19 protein-coding genes are annotated in these 19,190 nt (G+C 38.3%); 18 read left to right on the top strand and 1 reads right to left on the bottom strand.

Annotation, left to right across the window (positions count from 1 at the left end):
- Window positions 1-15: 15 nt before the first annotated feature.
- The 5 genes from VK161_RS07305 (at window position 16) to VK161_RS07285 (ending at window position 7,349) form a co-directional block, all read left to right on the top strand.
- Window positions 16-2,436 carry a ribonucleoside-diphosphate reductase subunit alpha gene (locus tag VK161_RS07305; RefSeq protein ID WP_324214111.1) on the top strand — a complete coding sequence of 807 codons (2,421 nt, stop codon included), beginning with the start codon at window positions 16-18 and terminating at the stop codon, window positions 2,434-2,436.
- Window positions 2,437-2,578: 142 nt separating this feature from the next.
- Window positions 2,579-2,797 (top strand): hypothetical protein, encoded by a 219-nt coding sequence (locus VK161_RS07300; protein ID WP_324214110.1) that lies wholly within the window; start codon window positions 2,579-2,581, stop codon window positions 2,795-2,797.
- Window positions 2,798-2,803: 6 nt separating this feature from the next.
- Entirely contained in the window at window positions 2,804-3,253 is a 450-nt protein-coding gene (locus VK161_RS07295) for a GNAT family N-acetyltransferase (protein WP_324214109.1), read from the top strand.
- Window positions 3,254-3,341: 88 nt separating this feature from the next.
- Window positions 3,342-4,673, top strand: coding sequence for a deoxyguanosinetriphosphate triphosphohydrolase (locus VK161_RS07290; RefSeq protein ID WP_324214144.1), 1,332 nt, complete (start codon window positions 3,342-3,344; stop codon window positions 4,671-4,673).
- A 75-nt stretch (window positions 4,674-4,748) separates the two neighbouring features.
- On the top strand, window positions 4,749-7,349 hold the full coding sequence (locus tag VK161_RS07285; protein ID WP_324214108.1) for a T9SS-dependent M36 family metallopeptidase: 2,601 nt from the start codon (window positions 4,749-4,751) through the stop codon (window positions 7,347-7,349).
- Between the two features lie 76 nt (window positions 7,350-7,425).
- Here VK161_RS07285 and VK161_RS07280 read toward each other — a convergent pair whose 3' ends face one another.
- The gene (locus VK161_RS07280; protein WP_324214107.1) at window positions 7,426-8,421 is read right to left on the bottom strand and encodes a TlpA disulfide reductase family protein; all 996 of its coding nucleotides are present in this window, start codon (window positions 8,419-8,421) and stop codon (window positions 7,426-7,428) included.
- 135 nt (window positions 8,422-8,556) lie between these two features.
- Between VK161_RS07280 and aspS the strand changes: the two genes are divergently transcribed.
- The 13 genes from aspS (at window position 8,557) to nuoK (ending at window position 19,184) form a co-directional block, all read left to right on the top strand.
- Window positions 8,557-10,308, top strand: a complete 1,752-nt coding sequence (gene aspS / locus VK161_RS07275) for an aspartate--tRNA ligase (RefSeq protein ID WP_324214106.1) — start codon at window positions 8,557-8,559, stop codon at window positions 10,306-10,308.
- 222 nt (window positions 10,309-10,530) lie between these two features.
- Window positions 10,531-10,731, top strand: coding sequence for a cold-shock protein (locus VK161_RS07270; protein WP_298116537.1), 201 nt, complete (start codon window positions 10,531-10,533; stop codon window positions 10,729-10,731).
- 205 nt (window positions 10,732-10,936) lie between these two features.
- Entirely contained in the window at window positions 10,937-11,302 is a 366-nt protein-coding gene (locus tag VK161_RS07265) for an NADH-quinone oxidoreductase subunit A (protein ID WP_324214105.1), read from the top strand.
- A 19-nt stretch (window positions 11,303-11,321) separates the two neighbouring features.
- Window positions 11,322-11,867 carry an NADH-quinone oxidoreductase subunit B gene (locus VK161_RS07260; RefSeq protein ID WP_324214104.1) on the top strand — a complete coding sequence of 182 codons (546 nt, stop codon included), beginning with the start codon at window positions 11,322-11,324 and terminating at the stop codon, window positions 11,865-11,867.
- Between the two features lies 1 nt (window position 11,868).
- A complete protein-coding gene (locus tag VK161_RS07255) occupies window positions 11,869-12,387 on the top strand; it encodes an NADH-quinone oxidoreductase subunit C (RefSeq protein WP_324214103.1) in 519 nt (172 codons plus the stop codon).
- Window positions 12,388-12,408: 21 nt separating this feature from the next.
- Window positions 12,409-13,644 carry an NADH-quinone oxidoreductase subunit D gene (locus tag VK161_RS07250; protein WP_324214102.1) on the top strand — a complete coding sequence of 412 codons (1,236 nt, stop codon included), beginning with the start codon at window positions 12,409-12,411 and terminating at the stop codon, window positions 13,642-13,644.
- A gap of 73 nt (window positions 13,645-13,717) precedes the next feature.
- Window positions 13,718-14,248 carry an NAD(P)H-dependent oxidoreductase subunit E gene (locus tag VK161_RS07245; RefSeq protein WP_324214101.1) on the top strand — a complete coding sequence of 177 codons (531 nt, stop codon included), beginning with the start codon at window positions 13,718-13,720 and terminating at the stop codon, window positions 14,246-14,248.
- A 4-nt stretch (window positions 14,249-14,252) separates the two neighbouring features.
- A complete protein-coding gene (nuoF, locus tag VK161_RS07240; RefSeq protein ID WP_324214100.1) occupies window positions 14,253-15,620 on the top strand; it encodes an NADH-quinone oxidoreductase subunit NuoF in 1,368 nt (455 codons plus the stop codon).
- A gap of 87 nt (window positions 15,621-15,707) precedes the next feature.
- Window positions 15,708-16,763, top strand: coding sequence for a 2Fe-2S iron-sulfur cluster-binding protein (locus VK161_RS07235; protein ID WP_324214099.1), 1,056 nt, complete (start codon window positions 15,708-15,710; stop codon window positions 16,761-16,763).
- The gene (gene nuoH, locus VK161_RS07230) at window positions 16,756-17,787 is read left to right on the top strand and encodes an NADH-quinone oxidoreductase subunit NuoH (RefSeq protein ID WP_324214098.1); all 1,032 of its coding nucleotides are present in this window, start codon (window positions 16,756-16,758) and stop codon (window positions 17,785-17,787) included. Before VK161_RS07235 ends, nuoH begins: the two co-directional genes overlap by 8 nt.
- 11 nt (window positions 17,788-17,798) lie before the next feature.
- Complete coding sequence (locus VK161_RS07225; RefSeq protein WP_324214097.1) at window positions 17,799-18,344, top strand: NADH-quinone oxidoreductase subunit I; 546 nt, start codon at window positions 17,799-17,801, stop codon at window positions 18,342-18,344.
- Between the two features lie 2 nt (window positions 18,345-18,346).
- A complete protein-coding gene (locus VK161_RS07220; RefSeq protein ID WP_324214096.1) occupies window positions 18,347-18,862 on the top strand; it encodes an NADH-quinone oxidoreductase subunit J in 516 nt (171 codons plus the stop codon).
- 1 nt (window position 18,863) lies between these two features.
- Window positions 18,864-19,184, top strand: a complete 321-nt coding sequence (gene nuoK, locus VK161_RS07215; protein WP_324214095.1) for an NADH-quinone oxidoreductase subunit NuoK — start codon at window positions 18,864-18,866, stop codon at window positions 19,182-19,184.
- The last annotated feature ends 6 nt before the right edge of the window (window positions 19,185-19,190 follow it).

Below are 19,190 nucleotides of genomic sequence, written 5' to 3'. Positions count from 1 at the left end.
AAAAAACGAAACCCTATGTATGTAGTAAAAAGAGACGGGCACAAAGAACCCGTAATGTTTGACAAAATCACCGACAGAATTAAAAAATTATGCTATGGATTGAATGACATGGTCGACGCTGTAAAAGTGGCCATGCGAGTGATTGAAGGATTGTATGACGGAGTAACTACATCTGAACTCGATAATTTAGCGGCAGAAACTGCGGCTTCTATGACCGTTACGCATCCTGATTATGCTCAATTAGCAGCGCGTATCGCCATTTCTAACTTACACAAAAACACCAACAAATCATTCTCTGAAACGATGAATGAAATGTACCACTATGTAAACCCACGTACCAATCAAGAAGCGCCATTGCTTTCTGAAGAAGTACACAAAGTAATCCAAGAAAATGCCGAGTTTTTAAACTCACACATCATATACAACCGCGATTTCAATTACGATTATTTCGGTTTTAAAACCTTAGAGCGTTCGTATTTATTACGCATCAACGGTAAAATTGTAGAGCGTCCGCAACACATGTTAATGCGTGTTTCGGTGGGAATTCACTTGAACGACTTAGAATCGGTAATTGAAACTTACGATTTAATGTCGAAGAAATTCTTCACACACGCTACGCCTACTTTATTCAACGCCGGAACTCCAAAACCACAGATGTCTTCGTGCTTTTTATTAACTATGAAAGACGACAGCATCGACGGAATTTACGATACATTAAAACAAACGGCTAAAATCTCGCAATCGGCAGGTGGAATTGGTTTGTCTATTCACAATGTTCGTGCTACAGGTTCGTACATTCGTGGAACCAACGGAACTTCTAACGGAATTGTTCCGATGCTGCGTGTGTTCAACGACACTGCTCGTTATGTAGATCAAGGTGGTGGAAAGCGCAAAGGAAGTTTCGCTATTTATTTAGAAACTTGGCATGCTGATATCTTCGAATTCCTCGATTTGAAAAAAAATACAGGTAAAGAAGAAATGCGTGCTCGCGACTTATTTTTCGCAATGTGGACATCCGATTTATTCATGAAACGCGTGGAAGAAGATGCCAATTGGACGCTAATGTGTCCGAATGAATGTCCGAAATTGTGCGATGTTTACGGTGACGAATTTGAAGCATTGTACACTTCATACGAAGCCGCTGGAAAAGGAAGGAAAACCGTAAAAGCACGCGAATTATGGGAAAAAATCCTTGAATCACAAATTGAAACAGGTACGCCGTACATGTTGTACAAAGACGCAGCAAATAGAAAATCAAACCAAAAGAATTTGGGTACAATCCGTTCGTCTAACTTATGTACCGAAATCATGGAATACACTTCAGAAGACGAAATTGCAGTGTGTAACTTGGCTTCGATTTCATTACCAATGTTTGTGGAAAATGGTAAATTCAACCACGAATTGTTATTCAACGTTACCAAACGCGTAACACGCAACTTAAATAAGGTAATCGACCGAAACTACTATCCAGTAAAAGAAGCCGAAAACTCTAACATGCGTCACCGTCCAGTTGGGTTAGGTGTTCAAGGTTTGGCCGATGCGTTCATCATGTTGCGCATGCCATTTACTAGCGACGAAGCCAAACAATTGAACCAAGATATTTTCGAAACTTTATACTTTGCTGCCGTAACCGCATCCATGGAAATGGCCAAAGAAGAAGGTCCGTATTCATCGTTCAAAGGTTCACCAATTTCACAAGGTGAATTCCAACACAACTTGTGGAACATCAAAGACGAAGAACTTTCAGGTCGTTGGGATTGGGCAGGTTTACGAAAAGAAGTAATGGAACACGGTGTACGCAACTCTTTGTTAGTAGCGCCGATGCCAACTGCTTCTACTTCGCAAATTTTAGGCAACAACGAAGCATTCGAACCGTACACTTCTAATATTTATACGCGTCGTGTATTATCTGGCGAATTCATCGTAGTAAACAAACACTTATTGAACGATTTAGTAGAAAGAGGTTTGTGGAACGAAACGTTGAAACAAGAAATCATGCGTCACAATGGTTCGGTACAAAACATCGATGGCATTCCGCAAGACTTGAAAGAATTGTACAAAACCGTATGGGAAATGTCTATGAAAGACATCATCGACATGTCGCGTCACAGAGGTTATTTCATCGATCAATCGCAATCGCTCAACTTGTTCATGCAAGATGCGAACTACGCTAAATTAACTTCAATGCATTTCTACGCTTGGAAAAGCGGCTTAAAAACCGGAATGTACTATTTGAGAACCAAAGCGGCAGTAGATGCGATTAAGTTTACATTGAACAACGATAAAAAAGCAGAACCAACTGTAATCACTGAAGCGGTTGCCGTAGAAGTGGAAGCGCCAAATGAAACCGGCGAAATGACCGCTGAAGATTTTGCAGCCATGATCGAAAGAGCCCGAAACGCTGGCCCAGACGATTGTGAAATGTGTGGTTCTTAATTAGAGAATAGAACAAAGAGAATAGAAAATAGAAAACAGCTGTCATTAAGATGGCTGTTTTTGATTTTTTGAAGCTATTTCCCGCTTTCCACTTCTCCCGATAAATCGGGATCCGTTGCAATCGGGGCTAAAAAAACAACTTATGAAAGACAAAAAAGGAGTATACACCGGCATTATCGAACAAGACGAAAACGGCAATTTTTTCTGCGGAAAATACTTATTGGATTACCAATACACCGTGGCGAGTTTTAAAATTGGCGACGAAATCAACATCAAAACCGTAATTGCCAACCCAAGCGACAAAAGCTACAATCAATATCCAGAGAAATCTAGAAATTTCTTTTTGACCAACGATAAATAATACAAAATGATTACGCTCAAACGCACCACGTCCGATAATCCTGACTTTGAAAAATTAGTCGTTCAACTCGATGCCTATTTACGTATTTTAGATGGTGACGACCACGAATTTTATGCGCAGTTCAATAAATCGAGTGCGTTAAAAAACGCGTTAATTGCCTATGAAAATGAAACTCCTGTGGGAATTGGAGCTTACAAAGAATTTGAAAATGCTTCTGAAATGAAACGCATGTACGTCCTTCCAGAACACCGCGGAAAAGGAATCGCAACCCAAATTCTAATCGAACTCGAAACGTGGGCTAAAGAAGAAGGTTACACAATTAGTCTACTTGAAACAGGTTTCATGCAAAAAGACGCCATTGCACTTTACACCAAACTAGGTTATCAAAGAATCGAAAACTTCGGGCAATACGTAGGTGTTGACAACAGTATTTGCATGAAAAAAACACTAAAATAACATATCTTTATCACTAATTTAAAAGCTAAAAGCTAAAAGCTAAAAGCTAAAAGCTAAAAGCTGGTAGCTGAAATCTAAAATCACAATGATGAACTGGGAACAACTCTTATCACTCAAACGCCAAGGCGACAAAGGCAAACGACTACGCATCGAGCAAGACGACACGCGTTTGGGCTTCGAAGTCGATTACGACCGTATCATTTTTTCTTCGGCGTTTCGCAGTTTGCAAGACAAAACCCAAGTGATTCCACTTTCCAAAACCGATTTCGTTCACACACGACTCACGCACAGCTTAGAAGTTTCGGTTGTTGGACGTTCCATTGGCCGTTTAGTCGGAAAAAAAATCATCGAAAAATACCCGCATTTACAAGAAGTTCACGGGTATCAAGCCAACGATTTTGGTGCGATTGTTGCTGCAGCTGCATTGGCACACGATATCGGAAATCCACCATTTGGGCATTCGGGTGAAAAAGCCATTGGCGAATATTTTTCCATCGGGAAAGGCTCCAAATTCAAAGACCAACTCACTCCCAAACAATGGCAAGATCTAATCGATTTTGAAGGAAATGCCAATGGATTTTCTGTTTTAACGAGTTCGCGTCCCGGAATTGAAGGCAGCATTCGTTTGACTTACGCCGTTTTGGGCGCATTTATGAAATACCCGAAGGAAAGTTTACCCAAAAAACCAACTTCGAAAATTTGTGATAAAAAATACGGTTTCTTCCAATCGGATGCGGCATTTTTTAAAGAAGTTGCCGATGAATTGGGTTTAATTCCAAATAAATCAGGCGATGATATCGGTTACGAACGCCATCCACTTGCTTATCTAGTAGAAGCTGCCGATGATATTTGCTACACAATCATTGATTTTGAAGACGGAATCAATCTCGGTTTAGTTTCGGAAGATTATGCCTTAGAATATCTAATAAAATTAGTCAAAGACACCATCGATACTGCCAAATACCAAACACTTACGACCAAAGAAGATCGAATCAGTTATTTACGCGCCTTGGCCATTGGCAACCTCATTAACGATGCCGTAAAAGTATTTGTTGAAAACGAAGAAGCGATTCTCAAAGGCGAATTTCCGTATGCGCTTACCGACAAAAGCAAATACAAAGCCCAAATTGATGACATTATTAAATTGAGCATCAAAAACATTTATCAAAGTCACGAAGTCATCGAAAAAGAGCTTTCGGGTTATCAAATCATCAATAATTTATTGGATAAATTCATTACTGCTTTCAACAACAACCACGAAGGAAAAGCCACGAATTACGATAAATTATTGCTTAAAATTCTTCCTGAAAAGCACCATTTGGAAAAAGACAATTTGTACGAACGATTACTCCATATTTGCCACTTTGTTTCGATGCTAACCGATGGAAAGGCATTGATTTATAGCAAAATAGTCACCTAATGTATACTTTTTTATAGGTTGTTTATCATTTTATTTAAGTAAAAAAAGTTAAGTTTGTTTAAAAATTGCTTATCAATGAAGAAAACTTACTTTTTCATCGCCTTACTATTTCCTCTGTTATCGATTGGTCAAAACGAAAAGGAAAAGATTCAGTCGTACCTAAACAGTCATTTATCGGAATTGAATCTGACCCAACAAGACGTTTCCGATTGGACAATTAAGAGTAAAACATCTTCCAAATCGACCAAAATTACCAATTACCACATCCAACAAAGATGCAACGGAATTGCCGTTTTTAATGCATTATCCAACGTTTGGATGAAAGAAAACGAAGTAATAAACATTGGCAATCGTTTCATCAAAAATGCACAACAAAAAACTAACACTTCGGTTTCGCAATTGTCGGTTTTAGAGGCATTATCTTCAGCAAAAAATCAATTACAAATCAATTCAACGCACGATTTCCGGATTGTTCAAGCTATAAACAATCACACCTTTATCATTTCTAACGAACCCAAAGCTGAACCCATCAAAGCACAATTAGTGTATCAAAAACAAAACAACCAATTGGTGTTGGCTTGGGATTTTTTCATCGATGTTCCCAACCAAAATCACATGTGGAGCGCTCGAATTAATGCTAGCAACGGGCAAATTTTAGAACATAATGATCTAATTATTTCCTGTAATTTTGGCGAAATTGACCACCAAAAATGCTCCGAATTTCATTTTAACAAAATAGGATTCAAACAAAATGCTACTTCAATAGTCGAAACGCAATCGGGTTCGTATAGAGTGCTTCCATTCACTACAGAAAGCCCAAATCACGGTCCGAGAGAATTAGTTGTCAATCCACACAACGCTTCGGCTTCTCCTTTTGGTTGGCACGATACCGATGGCGTTACTGGAGCAGAATTTACTACTACTAGAGGCAACAATGTTAATGCTTTTGGCGACTTAGATGACAGCGACGATCCTGAATTAGGTTTGAGTCCAGATGGCGGACCAACTCTTACTTTCGATTATCCGTATCTCGGAATCAATACACCAGCGATTGAGTATCTCGATGCCGCTACAACTAATTTGTTTTACATGAACAACATCATGCACGATGTGTTTTATCAATATGGTTTTGACGAAGAAAACGGCAACTTCCAAATGACAAATTACGGAGATTTAGGTCAAGGAGACGATTACGTTTTAGCACAATCACAAGACGGTGGCGGAATCAACAATGCCAATTTCGGAACGCCGCCTGATGGAGGAAACGGCAGAATGCAAATGTATTTGTGGACACGGGAAGCAGGCGCTAATTTGATCACTATAAATTCGCCCGAAATAGCAGCTGGAGGTTATACTGCTTTTGATAACGGTTTTGTATTTGGACATGTTGATTTACCCAATCCGCCTGCAAGTTTGAATGCCGATTTGGTTTTAGTTGATGATGGTGAAGGCGATAGTGCCGATGGATGTTCTCCGTTAATTAATCCGGCAGAAGTAGGCGGAAAAATAGCTGTAATTCGAAGAGGACTTTGCGGAGTTGTCGATAAAATTCTATTTGCTCAAGATGCCGGAGCCATAGCTGTGATTATGGTCAACAACTCTCCAGGAAATTTCTTTTTGGGTGGTTTTGGAAATGAATTAATTACCATTCCTGTTATTAGTGTGAAAAAAGATGTGGGTGATTATTTGATTAGTCAAATTGAAAATGCAACTTTAAACGCGAGTTTAAGCGAACCTTTTTCAGATTTTGTCAATGTAGATGGTGACTTTGACAACCTAGTAATTGCACACGAATACGGTCACGGAATTTCCAACCGATTGACCGGCGGTCCAGACGACACTTTTTGTCTGTTCAACCAAGATCAAATGGGTGAAGGTTGGTCGGACTGGTTCGGATTGATGCTTCAGATGAAAGCGACTGACAATGGAAGCGAACGCAGAGGCATCGGAACTTTTGTAATCAATCAACCCACTGATGATGACGGAATTCGCACCTATCCGTATTCTACTGATATGAATATCAACTCATTAACATTTGAAGACAGCAATACCTTAGCACGACCTCACGGCGTTGGTTCGGTTTGGGCTAGTATGTTGTGGGATTTGAGTTGGGCGTATGTAGATAAATACGGTTTCGATCCTAATGTGTACAACGGTAACGGCGGAAACAACAGAGTACTTCAATTGGTTATCGACGGTTTGAAATTGCAACCTTGTGAACCTTCATTTGTAGACGGTCGCGATGCATTGATTGCCGCCGATCAAGCCACCACTGGTGGACAAGATTTTTGTATGATTTGGGAGGTTTTTGCTCGACGTGGATTGGGTTTGAACGCTTCATCTGGAAATAACGACGATTCTACTGACCAAGTGGAAGACTTTACTGTTCCTGCTCCTGGACCCAATTGTACTTTAAAAGTTGATTATTTTCAAAACGATGTGGTTTCGGTGTATCCCAACCCAACATCAGATGATGTTACCATCAAAATCAATAACTATACTGGTTCTTTAGAAATCCAATTATTTGATTTAAATGGTAGAATGATTTTAGAAAAAACGATTGACTCTTTTTCTATGGAAGAACAACTGTCAGTAAAAGGTCTTTCATCAGGTGTGTATTTGTTAAAATTGAACGGCGAAAACATCAGTTCCACTAAGAAACTTATTGTGAATTAATTGAAACACAGATTCCACAGATTTTCACAATTAATTTTGTGAAAATCTGTGGAATCTGTGTTAAATAAATCAAATTCTACTGAAGCAATTTATCCAATTGTTCCTGTAACTTCGGATTGGAAGGACGCGCTGCATCAGCATCAACCACTACTCCATTCGGATCTAACAAAATGAATCTCGGAATCGAGTTAATGGCAAACGATTTGATAAAATCTGAATTCCAACTTTTATCAGCATACAATTGAATTCCGCCTAAACTTTTATCTGTAACAAACGATTTCCATTTTTCAAAGTCTTTTTCAGCATCAACAGAAATGCTCACAAAAGCAATTTTTTTATCGTGGTATTTTTCTTCTACCATTTTCAAACTCGGAATTTCCGCTCTGCACGGACCGCACCAAGTGGCCCAAACATCAATATAAACGTATTTTCCTTTTAGGTCTTCTAATTTAAGTTTTCCGCCAGCATGGTTCAGGTATTCAAAAGATGGTGCTTTGGTATTGTTGAATTTTTTGTTTTTTTGAGATTCGCTGTAATACTGCTTAATACCTTGAACACCCATATTGATGTTGGTTTTCTGCAATTCAACGAATTTAGCATCCAATTTTGACTGATCCAATTTAGTACGCTCAGCTGTAGCCTTTTGCTCCACTTTGGTATTGAATTCAGTTTCATTCAAAGCCAACAAACCTTCGTAATCGTATTTTTGATCTAAAATAGTAGCTTCGGCTAAATAATTATTTTCACCGGCACCTTTTCCTGTAAATTTAATCGACTCATCAAAGTTTTTGGCGTCCATTGTCAATTTTAAATCATAACCATTTTTCAGAAATAACTGAGCATACTCTACTCCATCAAACATCAAATAAAAATTATCCTCCACAGGAAAAGTAGCCGAAAAAACTCCCTTTTCATCTACCTTAATTTCTTTTACAGGCTTATTTCTAACGTCTTTGATGTAAATTACATCACCGTTTCTATTGGCTATTTCTGCCACAAACGAAACAGTCTCTTGAGCAGTGCTCACAATAGCATTGGTTATCAGAAATAACACTATCATTACTTTTTTCATATCTATTTTTTTAGTTTCAAATTCAAATATATTACAAATTGTAGTACTAACGGATTGTTTAACAAAAAATTTCAATTCAACTTTACACTACGTAATTGATTTTTGTTTTTTACTTTTGCCAAAAATTTTATTCCAATGTACAGAAGTCATAATTGTGGCGAATTAAACGCTAATCATATCAACAAAGAAGTAACTCTTGCCGGTTGGGTTCAAAAATCGCGCGACAAAGGATTCATGATTTGGGTGGATTTGCGCGATCGTTACGGAATTACACAATTAATTTTCGACGAACAACGAACTGATAAAGCCGTTTTTGAAAAAGCTAAATCATTAGGAAGAGAATTTGTGATTCAGGTGAAAGGAACCGTGATTGAACGCGAATCCAAAAACCCTAACATGACTACTGGTGCTATTGAAATTTTAGTATCTGAATTGAACATTTTAAATAACGCATTACTTCCTCCATTTACTATCGAAGACGAAACGGATGGTGGCGAAGACATTCGAATGAAATACCGTTACTTGGATATTCGTAGAAATCCGGTAAAAAACAGCCTGCTTTTTCGTCACAAAGTAGCGATGGAAGTACGTAAATATTTATCTGATTTGGATTTTTGCGAAGTGGAAACTCCGTATTTAATCAAATCAACTCCCGAAGGCGCACGTGATTTCGTTGTTCCGAGTAGAATGAACGAAGGACAATTTTACGCCTTACCGCAATCGCCACAAACCTTCAAACAATTGTTGATGGTAGGCGGAATGGACAAATATTTTCAGATTGTAAAATGCTTCCGGGATGAAGATTTACGTGCCGACAGACAACCAGAGTTTACTCAAATAGATTGTGAAATGGCTTTTGTGGAACAAGAAGACATTTTGAATGTTTTTGAAGGATTGACGCGTCATTTATTAAAAGAATTAAAAGGAATTGATGTTGCTGAATTCCCAAGAATGACCTACGATTACGCTATGAAAACCTACGGAAACGACAAACCGGACATTCGTTTTGAAATGAAATTTGGCGAATTGAATGCTGTAGCACAACACAAAGATTTTGGTGTATTCAATTCGGCAGAACTAGTGGTCGGAATTGCCGCTCCAGGTTGTGGAAATTATTCAAGAAAAGAAATCGACGCATTGATTGATTGGGTAAAACGTCCGCAAATCGGTGCTTCTGGGTTGGTTTATGTAAAATGCGAAGAAGACGGAACATTCAAATCGTCGGTAGATAAATTCTACGACCAAGACGATTTGAAAAAATGGGCTGAAATCACTAATGCCAAGGCAGGCGATTTGATTTTAGTTTTATCAGGAAATGCCCATAAAACCAGAACACAGCTTTCGGCTTTGCGTATGGAAGTGGCAACGCGTTTAGGTTTGAGAAAACCTGATGAGTTTGCTCCTCTTTGGGTTGTGGACTTTCCATTATTGGAATGGGACGAAGAAAGCGGTCGTTACCACGCCATGCACCATCCATTCACTTCTCCAAAGCCAGAAGACATGAAATTAATCGAAACCGAACCCGGAAAAGTACGTGCCAATGCTTATGATATGGTATTGAACGGAAATGAAATTGGTGGTGGTTCGATTCGTATTCACGATAAAGACCTACAAAGCAGAATGTTTTCACTACTTGGATTTTCACCCGAACAAGCAGAAGCACAATTTGGTTTCTTGATGAATGCCTTCCAGTTTGGTGCGCCACCACACGGCGGTTTGGCCTTTGGATTGGATCGATTGGTGGCTATTTTAGGCGGACAAGAAACAATTCGTGATTTTATTGCTTTCCCAAAAAATAATTCAGGAAGAGATGTGATGATCGATGCTCCTTCTGTAATTGACGACTTACAATTGAACGAATTGCACATCAAATTGGATGTAAAGTAAAAAACTATCAAATTCTCAAATATCAATTAAGCAACTATTTAAAAATTAATAAATAGTTGCTTTTTTTGTTTAATTTTTTTTAATATTTCAAATACAAGATTGAAAATCATCTAATTATAACTTTAAATTATTGTAATTTTTTTAACTTTTTACCTCTGATTTGTTTGCTATGTCAGAAATAAGTATATCTTTGACCATTATTAATTTTTTTTACATTACAAAATGCGCACAGGAACAGTAAAATTTTTCAATGAGTCTAAAGGTTACGGATTCATTACAGATGATGAAAATGGAAAAGACATTTTCGTTCACGCTACAGGTATTAAGGCCGAAAACTTAAACGAAGGAGACAAAGTTTCTTACGAAGAAGAAGAAGGAAGAAAAGGTAAAGTAGCTGCTCAAGTAGTAGTTATCGAAGACTAATATATATTATTTTTTGGTTACCTCAATGGTTTAACGTCCCGATTCACTCGGGGCGTTTTTTTATGCACAAAATCAATTATTTAGAATTAGTTTAAATAAGCGTTTTTGGCTTATAAATAACAAACGTTTAGCGATGGATTTTTGCGAATTAAATTAAGCGATGTATATTTGTAGCTATTTTAATTACGTCTAATTTATTAGAGCTATGCAATCTACTCAATCCGACTTTTTACCAATCCTAATGCAAGCTGGTTTAGCCATTGGATTTGTTGTTTTAACCATTATCGGCTCTAGCTTTTTAGGTCCGAAACGTCATTCAAAAAACAAAGACAAAAACTTTGAATGTGGAATCGAATCAGTCGGAAACGCACGTATTCCATTTTCTGTAAAATATTTCTTGGTTGCCATTCTTTTCGTTCTTTTTGACGTAGAGGTAATTTTCTTGTATCCATGGGCAATCAATTTCAAAGAATTAGGGATGGAAGGAATGATCAAAATGGTCATTTTCATGGCATTGCTTTTAATTGGCTTCTTCTATATTATTAAGAAGAAAGCACTCGAATGGGAATAATATTAATTACGAATTCAAAATGAGTGATTCAAAACCAAATATGGTAGCTCCGCCAGAAGGAGTAACAGGTGAAGGGTTTTTCGCAACCAAACTAAACGATGTAGTAGGATTAGCTCGTGCCAACTCACTTTGGCCTTTGCCTTTTGCTACTTCTTGTTGTGGAATCGAATTCATGGCCACAATGGCATCGCATTACGATTTAGCTCGTTTCGGTTCTGAGCGTGTGAGTTTTTCTCCTCGTCAAGCTGATATGCTAATGGTAATGGGAACTATTTCTAAAAAAATGGCTCCCATTTTGCGTCAAGTATACGAGCAAATGTCAGAACCACGTTGGGTAATTGCTGTTGGTGCTTGTGCCAGTTCAGGTGGTGTTTTTGACACCTATTCTGTTCTTCAAGGAATTGACAAAGTAATTCCGGTTGACGTATACGTTCCGGGTTGTCCACCACGTCCTGAGCAAATTGTTGATGGTGTAATGCAACTACAAGAATTGGTGAAAAACGAATCCGTTCGTCGCAGAAACTCACCCGAATACAAAGAATTATTAGCTTCTTACAACCTATAATATGGCATTAGAAACCGCTTTTATACAAGAAAAATTAGCTCAAGAATTCGGCAATAATGTGTTGAATTTTGAAATGAAAAGAGATATTTTCACTCTTGAAGCAACTCCAAATACCATTCACGAAGTCATTCGCTTTTTAAAAGAACAAGAGGACTTAAACTTCCATTTTCTTACTGATTTAACCGGAATTCATTTCCCTGATAACGACGACGAACACCAGTTTGCCGTTGTCTATCAATTGCATAATTGGGTGGAAAATGTTCGTATTAGAGTGAAAGTATATTTGCCTGAACATCCAGAATTGCCGACCGTAACCGACTTGTTTTTATGCGCCAATTGGATGGAAAGAGAAGCATGGGATTTCTACGGAATCCAATTCAACGGACATCCGCAATTGAAACGTATTTTGAACATGGATGAAATGGTTTCTCATCCGATGCGAAAAGAATTCCCAATGGAAGACAGCGGAAGAACCGACAAAGACGATCGCTTCTTCGGAAGAACACCAGTTAACTCTTAAATAATTAATTCAACATTATACATGTCCGATTTATTATTACCACCAGAGCATCGATATGCTAAAATCATAGAACAAACGCGCAACGAAGACGGTAGCGAACTTTCTATATTGAACTTAGGCCCAACACACCCAGCCACACACGGAATTTTCCAAAATATCTTGTTGATGGATGGAGAGCGTATTTTGGATGCTGAACCAACCGTGGGATATATTCACCGTGCTTTTGAAAAAATTGCTGAGAATCGTCCATTTTATCAAATCAATGTGTTGACCGATCGTATGAACTATTGTTCGTCGCCTATCAACAACATGGCTTGGTGGATGACTGTAGAAAAGTTACTAAAAATTGAAGTTCCGAAACGCGCTCAATACTTAAGAGTTATTGTGATGGAGTTGGCTCGTATTGCCGATCACTTAATCTGTAATTCGATTTTAGGTGTTGATACCGGTGCATATACCGGTTTCTTGTACGTGTTCCAATTCAGAGAAAAAATCTACGAAATCTACGAAGAAATTTGTGGTGCTCGTTTGACAACTAATATGGGAAGAATTGGAGGTTTTGAAAGAGAATGGTCGGAAGAAGCCTTCAAAAAATTAGATGTTTTCTTGACGGATTTCCCAATTGCTTGGAAAGAATTTGAAAACTTGTTCGAACGCAATAGAATTTTTATTGATAGAACTGTAAATGTGGGTGCGATTTCAGCTGAACAAGCTATGGCTTACGGATTTACAGGTCCAAATTTACGTGCTGCTGGAGTGGATTACGATGTTCGTGTTGCACAACCTTATTCATCGTATGATGATTTTGAATTTATTATTCCTGTAGGAAAATCAGGTGATACGTACGATCGTTTTTGTGTACGTAATGCCGAAGTTTGGGAAAGCATCAGCATCATCAAACAAGCATTAGCTAAATTGCCAGAAGGACCAATTCACGCTGATGTTCCCGATTATTATTTACCTCCAAAAGAAGACGTTTACCACAATATGGAAAGCTTAATCTATCACTTTAAAATTGTGATGGGAGAAGTTCCTGTTCCAGTCGATGAAATTTATCACGCTGTTGAAGGTGGAAATGGTGAATTAGGATTTTATTTAGTAACCGACGGAAGCAGAACTCCGTATCGTTTGAAATTCAGAAGACCTTGTTACATCTATTACCAAGCGTATCCTGAGATGATTAAAGGAGCAATGCTATCGGATGCTATCGTAATACTGTCGAGTTTAAATGTAATTGCAGGCGAATTGGACGCATAACAAATTAAGAATGCAGATTTTAGAATGCAGATTGCAAAATCTGGAGTCTGAAATCTAAAATCTAAAATTAAAAATGGAAAGATCACACATCAAACAAGAGATAAACATAACTGAACCGTTGATGGCTCGCATCAATGAATTGCTCAGTCATTATCCTGCAGATAAAAAGAAATCGGCTTTATTGCCTGTTTTACACGAAGTGCAAGATGCTCACGACAACTGGTTGAGTATTGAATTGCAAAATAAAGTTGCCGAAATTCTCGAAATTCAACCGATTGAAGTGTACGAAGTAGTGACTTTTTACACCATGTTCAATCAGCGTCCAATCGGAAAATACATGTTTGAATTCTGTCAAACTTCTCCTTGTTGCCAAAACGGTGTGGAAGATTTGATGGATTATACATGTAACAAATTAGGAGTAAAAGTTGGCGAACCAACGGCTGACGGACTTTTTGAAGTGCGCGGAGTAGAATGTTTAGGCGCTTGCGGTTATGCACCTATGATGCAGTTGGGTGATTTCTACCAAGAACATCTAACGCCAGAAAAAATTGATCAATTGATTGACGATTGCAAAGACGGAAAAATCACTTTACACGATAAATAGTATCATGGGAAGAAAAATATTATTAGAAAAAATCAATGTTCCAGGCATCAAAACCTATGAAGTGTACCGTCGTGAAGGCGGATATGCATCAGTAGAAAAAGCCTTGAAAAAAATGACGCCAGACGAAGTGGTTGAAGAAGTAAAAACTTCTGGACTTCGCGGTCGTGGTGGCGCAGGATTTCCAGCCGGAATGAAATGGAGTTTCATCGATAAAAAATCAGGAAAGCCACGTCATTTGGTATGTAATGCTGACGAATCGGAACCAGGAACATTCAAAGACCGTTACTTAATGGAGTACATTCCTCACTTATTAATTGAAGGAATGATTACCTCAAGTTACGCTCTTGGCGCTAATTTATCCTACATCTACATTCGTGGAGAATACATGTGGGTGTATAAAATTTTAGAAAGAGCCATCGCCGAAGCTAAAGCTGCCGGTTGGTTGGGCAAAAATATATTAGGTTCAGGCTACGATTTGGATTTGTACGTTCAAATTGGTGGTGGAGCATACATCTGCGGAGAAGAAACGGCACTTATCGAAAGTTTAGAAGGAAATCGTGGAAATCCTCGTTTGAAACCACCATTTCCTGCTGTACAAGGTTTGTGGCAAAATCCAACTGTAGTTAATAATGTGGAAACCATTTCGGCGGTGCCTTGGATCATCAACAATTCGGGCGCAGATTATGCCGGAATCGGGATTGGACGTTCTACTGGAACCAAATTAATTTCAGCTTCGGGTAACATCAAAAATCAAGGTGTTTTCGAAATTGAATTGGGTGTTTCGGTTTACGAATTCATGAATTCAGATGAATATTGTGGTGGAATGCAAACGGATCGTCCTTTAAAAGCTTTAGTGCCTGGAGGAAGTTCGGTGCCGATTTTACCTGCCAATTTAATTTACAAAACAGCTGCTGGAGAAGATCGTTTGATGACGTACGAAAGTTTATCCGATGGCGGATTCGCAACCGGTTCAATGTTGGGTTCAGGCGGATTCATCGTTTATGATGATCGTGCTTGTATCGTACGAAACACATGGAATTTCTCACGCTTCTATCACCACGAAAGTTGCGGACAATGTACTCCGTGTAGAGAAGGAACAGGTTGGTTAGAAAAAGTATTGTGGAGAATCGAAAACGGTCAAGGTCGCGAAGAAGACATTGAATTGTTGTGGAGCATCCAATCGAAAATCGAAGGAAATACGATTTGTCCATTAGGCGACGCGGCTTCATGGCCAGTTGCTGCAGCCATTCGTCATTTTAGAGATGAGTTTGAATACCACATTCGTTTCCCAGAAAAAATAAAAAATAGAGATCACTTTGTGGCTGAACCTTTTGAAAAAGTAAAGCATTTAGTAGCAAAGCAAACAGTATAAAATAGCTGTAAGCCATAAGCTGTAAGCCATAAGCCATTGTAAGCTTATGCTTGGAGCTTAAAGCTTAGAGCTTAGAGCAAAAAAAATATGAAAGTAACCATTGACGGTCAAGAAATTGAAGTAGCTCCAGGAACAACCATCCTGCAAGCAGCTCGTATGATTGGTGGAGAATCGGTTCCGCCAGCCATGTGTTATTATTCGAAACTAAAAGGAACAGGCGGAAAATGCCGTTGTTGTTTGGTGGATGTTACTAAAGGTAGCGAAGCCGATCCACGTCCGATGCCAAAACTAGTTGCTTCATGTGTAACTGGTTGTCAAGACGGAATGGAAGTGGCGAGCAAATCGTCGGAAAGAGTAACGGAAGCACGTAAAGCCGTAACCGAATTTTTGTTAATCAATCACCCTTTGGATTGCCCAGTTTGTGATCAAGCCGGTGAATGTGATTTGCAAAATTTAAGTTTCGAACACGGAAAATCAGAAACGCGTTTCATTGAAGAAAAAAGAACCTTCGAACCCGAAGATATTGGTCCGTACATTCAATTGCACATGAACCGTTGCATCGTTTGTCAACGTTGTGTGGAAGTGGCTGATCAGTTGACTGATGGCCGTGTTCACGGAGTATTGAATCGTGGCGATCATTCACAAATCTCGACTTGTGTTTCGGCTGCAATTGACAATGAATTCTCTGGGAACATGATTGATGTGTGTCCGGTTGGTGCTTTGACGGACAAAACCTTCCGATTCAAATCGAGAGTGTGGTTCAACAAACCGTTCAATGCACACAGAGAATGTACTACTCCAGGCTGTTGCGGAAAAACAACACTTTGGATGTTTGGTAACGAAATTCAACGTGTAACCGCTCGTAAAGACGAGTATCATGAAGTAGAAGATTTCATTTGTAACACGTGTCGCTTCGACAAAAAAGACGTTTCGGATTGGGTAATTGAAGGTCCGCGTAAATTCGAAAAAGACTCGGTTATCAATCAAAATAATTATACTAGAAAATTAGATAAAGTCGTCATCGAAACCGAAAAAGGAATTCTTCAAGGTAGAGACATTGATCGTAAAAAAATCAGTATGGCTGAAATCGATTACAACGAAAAAATTGACGGTAGTAAACTAGAAAGCAACAACAATGGATAGTGGATTTATTATAGAGAAAAGTATTTTTATAGTAGCAGTTTTCGCTATCACAATGATCATGGCGATGTATTCTACTTGGGCAGAACGCAAAGTGGCTGCTTTTTTACAAGATCGTGTAGGTCCGAATCGTGCCGGTTGGGGCGGATTATTGCAACCGCTAGCCGATGGTATGAAATTGTTTGCTAAAGAAGAATTCGAACCCAATACACCTAATCGATTTTTGTTTTTTGTTGGACCAGCAATTGCGATGAGTACGGCTTTGATGACGAGCGCTGTGATTCCGTGGGGCGACAAATTAGAGATGTTTGGTAGAACTGTGACGCTTCAAGCCACAGATATTGATGTTTCGTTATTGTATATTTTCGGAGTAGTTTCTGTTGGTGTATATGGAATCATGATTGGTGGTTGGGCATCCAATAATAAGTTCTCGTTAATGGGAGCGGTTCGTGCTGCCTCACAAATGGTGTCTTACGAAGTGGCCATGGGATTATCCATTATTGCTTTGTTAATGATGACAGGAACATTGAGTTTAAAAGAAATTTCCGAACAACAAGCAGGAATGAATTGGAACGTATTCTACCAACCTGTAGGATTTTTAATCTTCTTGATTTGTGCTTTCGCAGAAACCAACCGAACACCTTTTGATTTAGCTGAGTGTGAATCAGAACTTATTGGTGGTTATCATACCGAATATTCATCCATGAAAATGGGATTCTATTTATTTGCTGAATACGCTAATATGTTCATCTCTTCAGCCATTTTAGCCATCCTTTATTTTGGTGGTTATAACTATCCTGGAATGAGTTGGGCAGTTGAAAATTGGAGTGTCAACATCGCAAATGTGCTTGGAATTGTTGTATTGTTTATTAAAATATGCGGATTCATTTTCTTCTACATGTGGATTCGTTGGACGATACCACGTTTTAGATACGATCAATTGATGAATTTAGGTTGGAAGATATTAATTCCGCTTTCCATCATCAATATAGTAATAACTGGAATTTGCATTTTAGCTTTTAATTAAGGAAAGAAATTATGTCAACATCGATACAAAACATATCATTATCAGGTAGAAAAAAGCAGGTTTCTAACAAGGAAATGACTTTTTTAGAAAGAATGTACCTGATTGCAATTGTTAAAGGTTTGTGGATTACCATCAAGCACTTTTTCAGAAAAAAAGCAACCATTCATTATCCTGAGCAAGTACGCCCATTCAGTCCGGTTTACCGCGGAAGACACATGTTGAAGCGCGATGAACAAGGAAGAGAAAACTGTACTGCTTGTGGTTTGTGTGCGCTTTCGTGCCCGGCAGAAGCCATCACCATGAAAGCTGAAGAGCGCAAAAAAGGAGAAGAACATTTGTACAGAGAAGAAAAATACGCTTCAATTTATGAAATCAATATGTTGCGTTGTATTTTCTGCGGATTGTGTGAAGAAGCATGTCCAAAAGATGCTATTTATTTAACCATTTCAAAAGAATTAGTTCCTGCAAATTACGACCGTGAAGATTTCATTTTCGGAAAAGATAAATTAGTAATGCCACTCGAAATGGCAATGGCAAATACTAAAAAACTGAATTAATTATGTCAACAGCTCTTATCCTTTTTTACATTCTATCTGCGGTAACCTTGTCGACTGCTTTTTTAACCATCTATACTAGAAGACCAATTCACAGTGCGATTTATTTAGTAATTTGTTTCTTCTCCATTGCGGGGCATTATTTACTTTTTAACGCTCAGTTTTTAGCGATAGTTCACGTAATTGTGTATTCGGGTGCGATAATGATTCTCTTCTTATTTACCATCATGTTGATGAATTTGAACAAAGAAGACGAAGTTCACAAACCAAGAATCAAGCGAATTGGGGCGATAACTATTTTCTGTCTTTTGTGTTTGGCTTTGATTGGCATTTTTGTCAATTCTAAACCAATTCCAGTAGATGAATATGATATCTCAGGTCAAGATTACCAATCGATAAAAGTACTCGGAAAAGTATTGTTGAACGAATACATGGTTCCGTTTGAATATGCTTCCATCCTACTTTTAGTGGCGATGATTGGAGCTGTGTTATTGTCTAAAAAAGAAAAATCACAAGAATAAAATGAATAATATTTTAAATGAAGTGGGCATCGAAAACTACTTATTCCTTTCAGTTCTGCTGTTCTGTATCGGAGTATTGGGAGTGTTGTACCGTAGAAATTCAATCATTGTTTTCATGTCTATCGAAATCATGTTGAATGCTGTCAATCTTTTATTTGTAGCCTTTTCTACCTATCATCAAGATTCAGAAGGACAAGTTTTTGTATTCTTTTCGATGGCAGTTGCTGCAGCCGAAGTTGCTGTAGGATTAGCAATTTTAGTAGCCGTATTTAGAAATATTGGTTCAATTGATATTTCGAAATTGAAAAATTTAAAAGGATAACCCAAA

The organism is Flavobacterium sp. (genome assembly GCF_035299245.1).
Classification (GTDB): domain Bacteria; phylum Bacteroidota; class Bacteroidia; order Flavobacteriales; family Flavobacteriaceae; genus Flavobacterium.
This window is presented reverse-complemented; position numbering and strand designations above follow the sequence as displayed.

What these genes read in the sequence shown, in the direction of transcription:
- VK161_RS07305 (WP_324214111.1), top strand. Translation starts at nt 16, where the DNA reads ATGTATGTAGTAAAAAGAGACGGGCACAAAGAACCCGTAATGTTTGAC.
- VK161_RS07300 (WP_324214110.1), top strand. Translation starts at nt 2,579, where the DNA reads ATGAAAGACAAAAAAGGAGTATACACCGGCATTATCGAACAAGACGAA.
- VK161_RS07295 (WP_324214109.1), top strand. Translation starts at nt 2,804, where the DNA reads ATGATTACGCTCAAACGCACCACGTCCGATAATCCTGACTTTGAAAAA.
- VK161_RS07290 (WP_324214144.1), top strand. Translation starts at nt 3,342, where the DNA reads ATGAACTGGGAACAACTCTTATCACTCAAACGCCAAGGCGACAAAGGC.
- VK161_RS07285 (WP_324214108.1), top strand. Translation starts at nt 4,749, where the DNA reads ATGAAGAAAACTTACTTTTTCATCGCCTTACTATTTCCTCTGTTATCG.
- VK161_RS07280 (WP_324214107.1), bottom strand. Translation starts at nt 8,421, where the DNA reads ATGAAAAAAGTAATGATAGTGTTATTTCTGATAACCAATGCTATTGTG.
- aspS (WP_324214106.1), top strand. Translation starts at nt 8,557, where the DNA reads ATGTACAGAAGTCATAATTGTGGCGAATTAAACGCTAATCATATCAAC.
- VK161_RS07270 (WP_298116537.1), top strand. Translation starts at nt 10,531, where the DNA reads ATGCGCACAGGAACAGTAAAATTTTTCAATGAGTCTAAAGGTTACGGA.
- VK161_RS07265 (WP_324214105.1), top strand. Translation starts at nt 10,937, where the DNA reads ATGCAATCTACTCAATCCGACTTTTTACCAATCCTAATGCAAGCTGGT.
- VK161_RS07260 (WP_324214104.1), top strand. Translation starts at nt 11,322, where the DNA reads ATGAGTGATTCAAAACCAAATATGGTAGCTCCGCCAGAAGGAGTAACA.
- VK161_RS07255 (WP_324214103.1), top strand. Translation starts at nt 11,869, where the DNA reads ATGGCATTAGAAACCGCTTTTATACAAGAAAAATTAGCTCAAGAATTC.
- VK161_RS07250 (WP_324214102.1), top strand. Translation starts at nt 12,409, where the DNA reads ATGTCCGATTTATTATTACCACCAGAGCATCGATATGCTAAAATCATA.
- VK161_RS07245 (WP_324214101.1), top strand. Translation starts at nt 13,718, where the DNA reads ATGGAAAGATCACACATCAAACAAGAGATAAACATAACTGAACCGTTG.
- nuoF (WP_324214100.1), top strand. Translation starts at nt 14,253, where the DNA reads ATGGGAAGAAAAATATTATTAGAAAAAATCAATGTTCCAGGCATCAAA.
- VK161_RS07235 (WP_324214099.1), top strand. Translation starts at nt 15,708, where the DNA reads ATGAAAGTAACCATTGACGGTCAAGAAATTGAAGTAGCTCCAGGAACA.
- nuoH (WP_324214098.1), top strand. Translation starts at nt 16,756, where the DNA reads ATGGATAGTGGATTTATTATAGAGAAAAGTATTTTTATAGTAGCAGTT.
- VK161_RS07225 (WP_324214097.1), top strand. Translation starts at nt 17,799, where the DNA reads ATGTCAACATCGATACAAAACATATCATTATCAGGTAGAAAAAAGCAG.
- VK161_RS07220 (WP_324214096.1), top strand. Translation starts at nt 18,347, where the DNA reads ATGTCAACAGCTCTTATCCTTTTTTACATTCTATCTGCGGTAACCTTG.
- nuoK (WP_324214095.1), top strand. Translation starts at nt 18,864, where the DNA reads ATGAATAATATTTTAAATGAAGTGGGCATCGAAAACTACTTATTCCTT.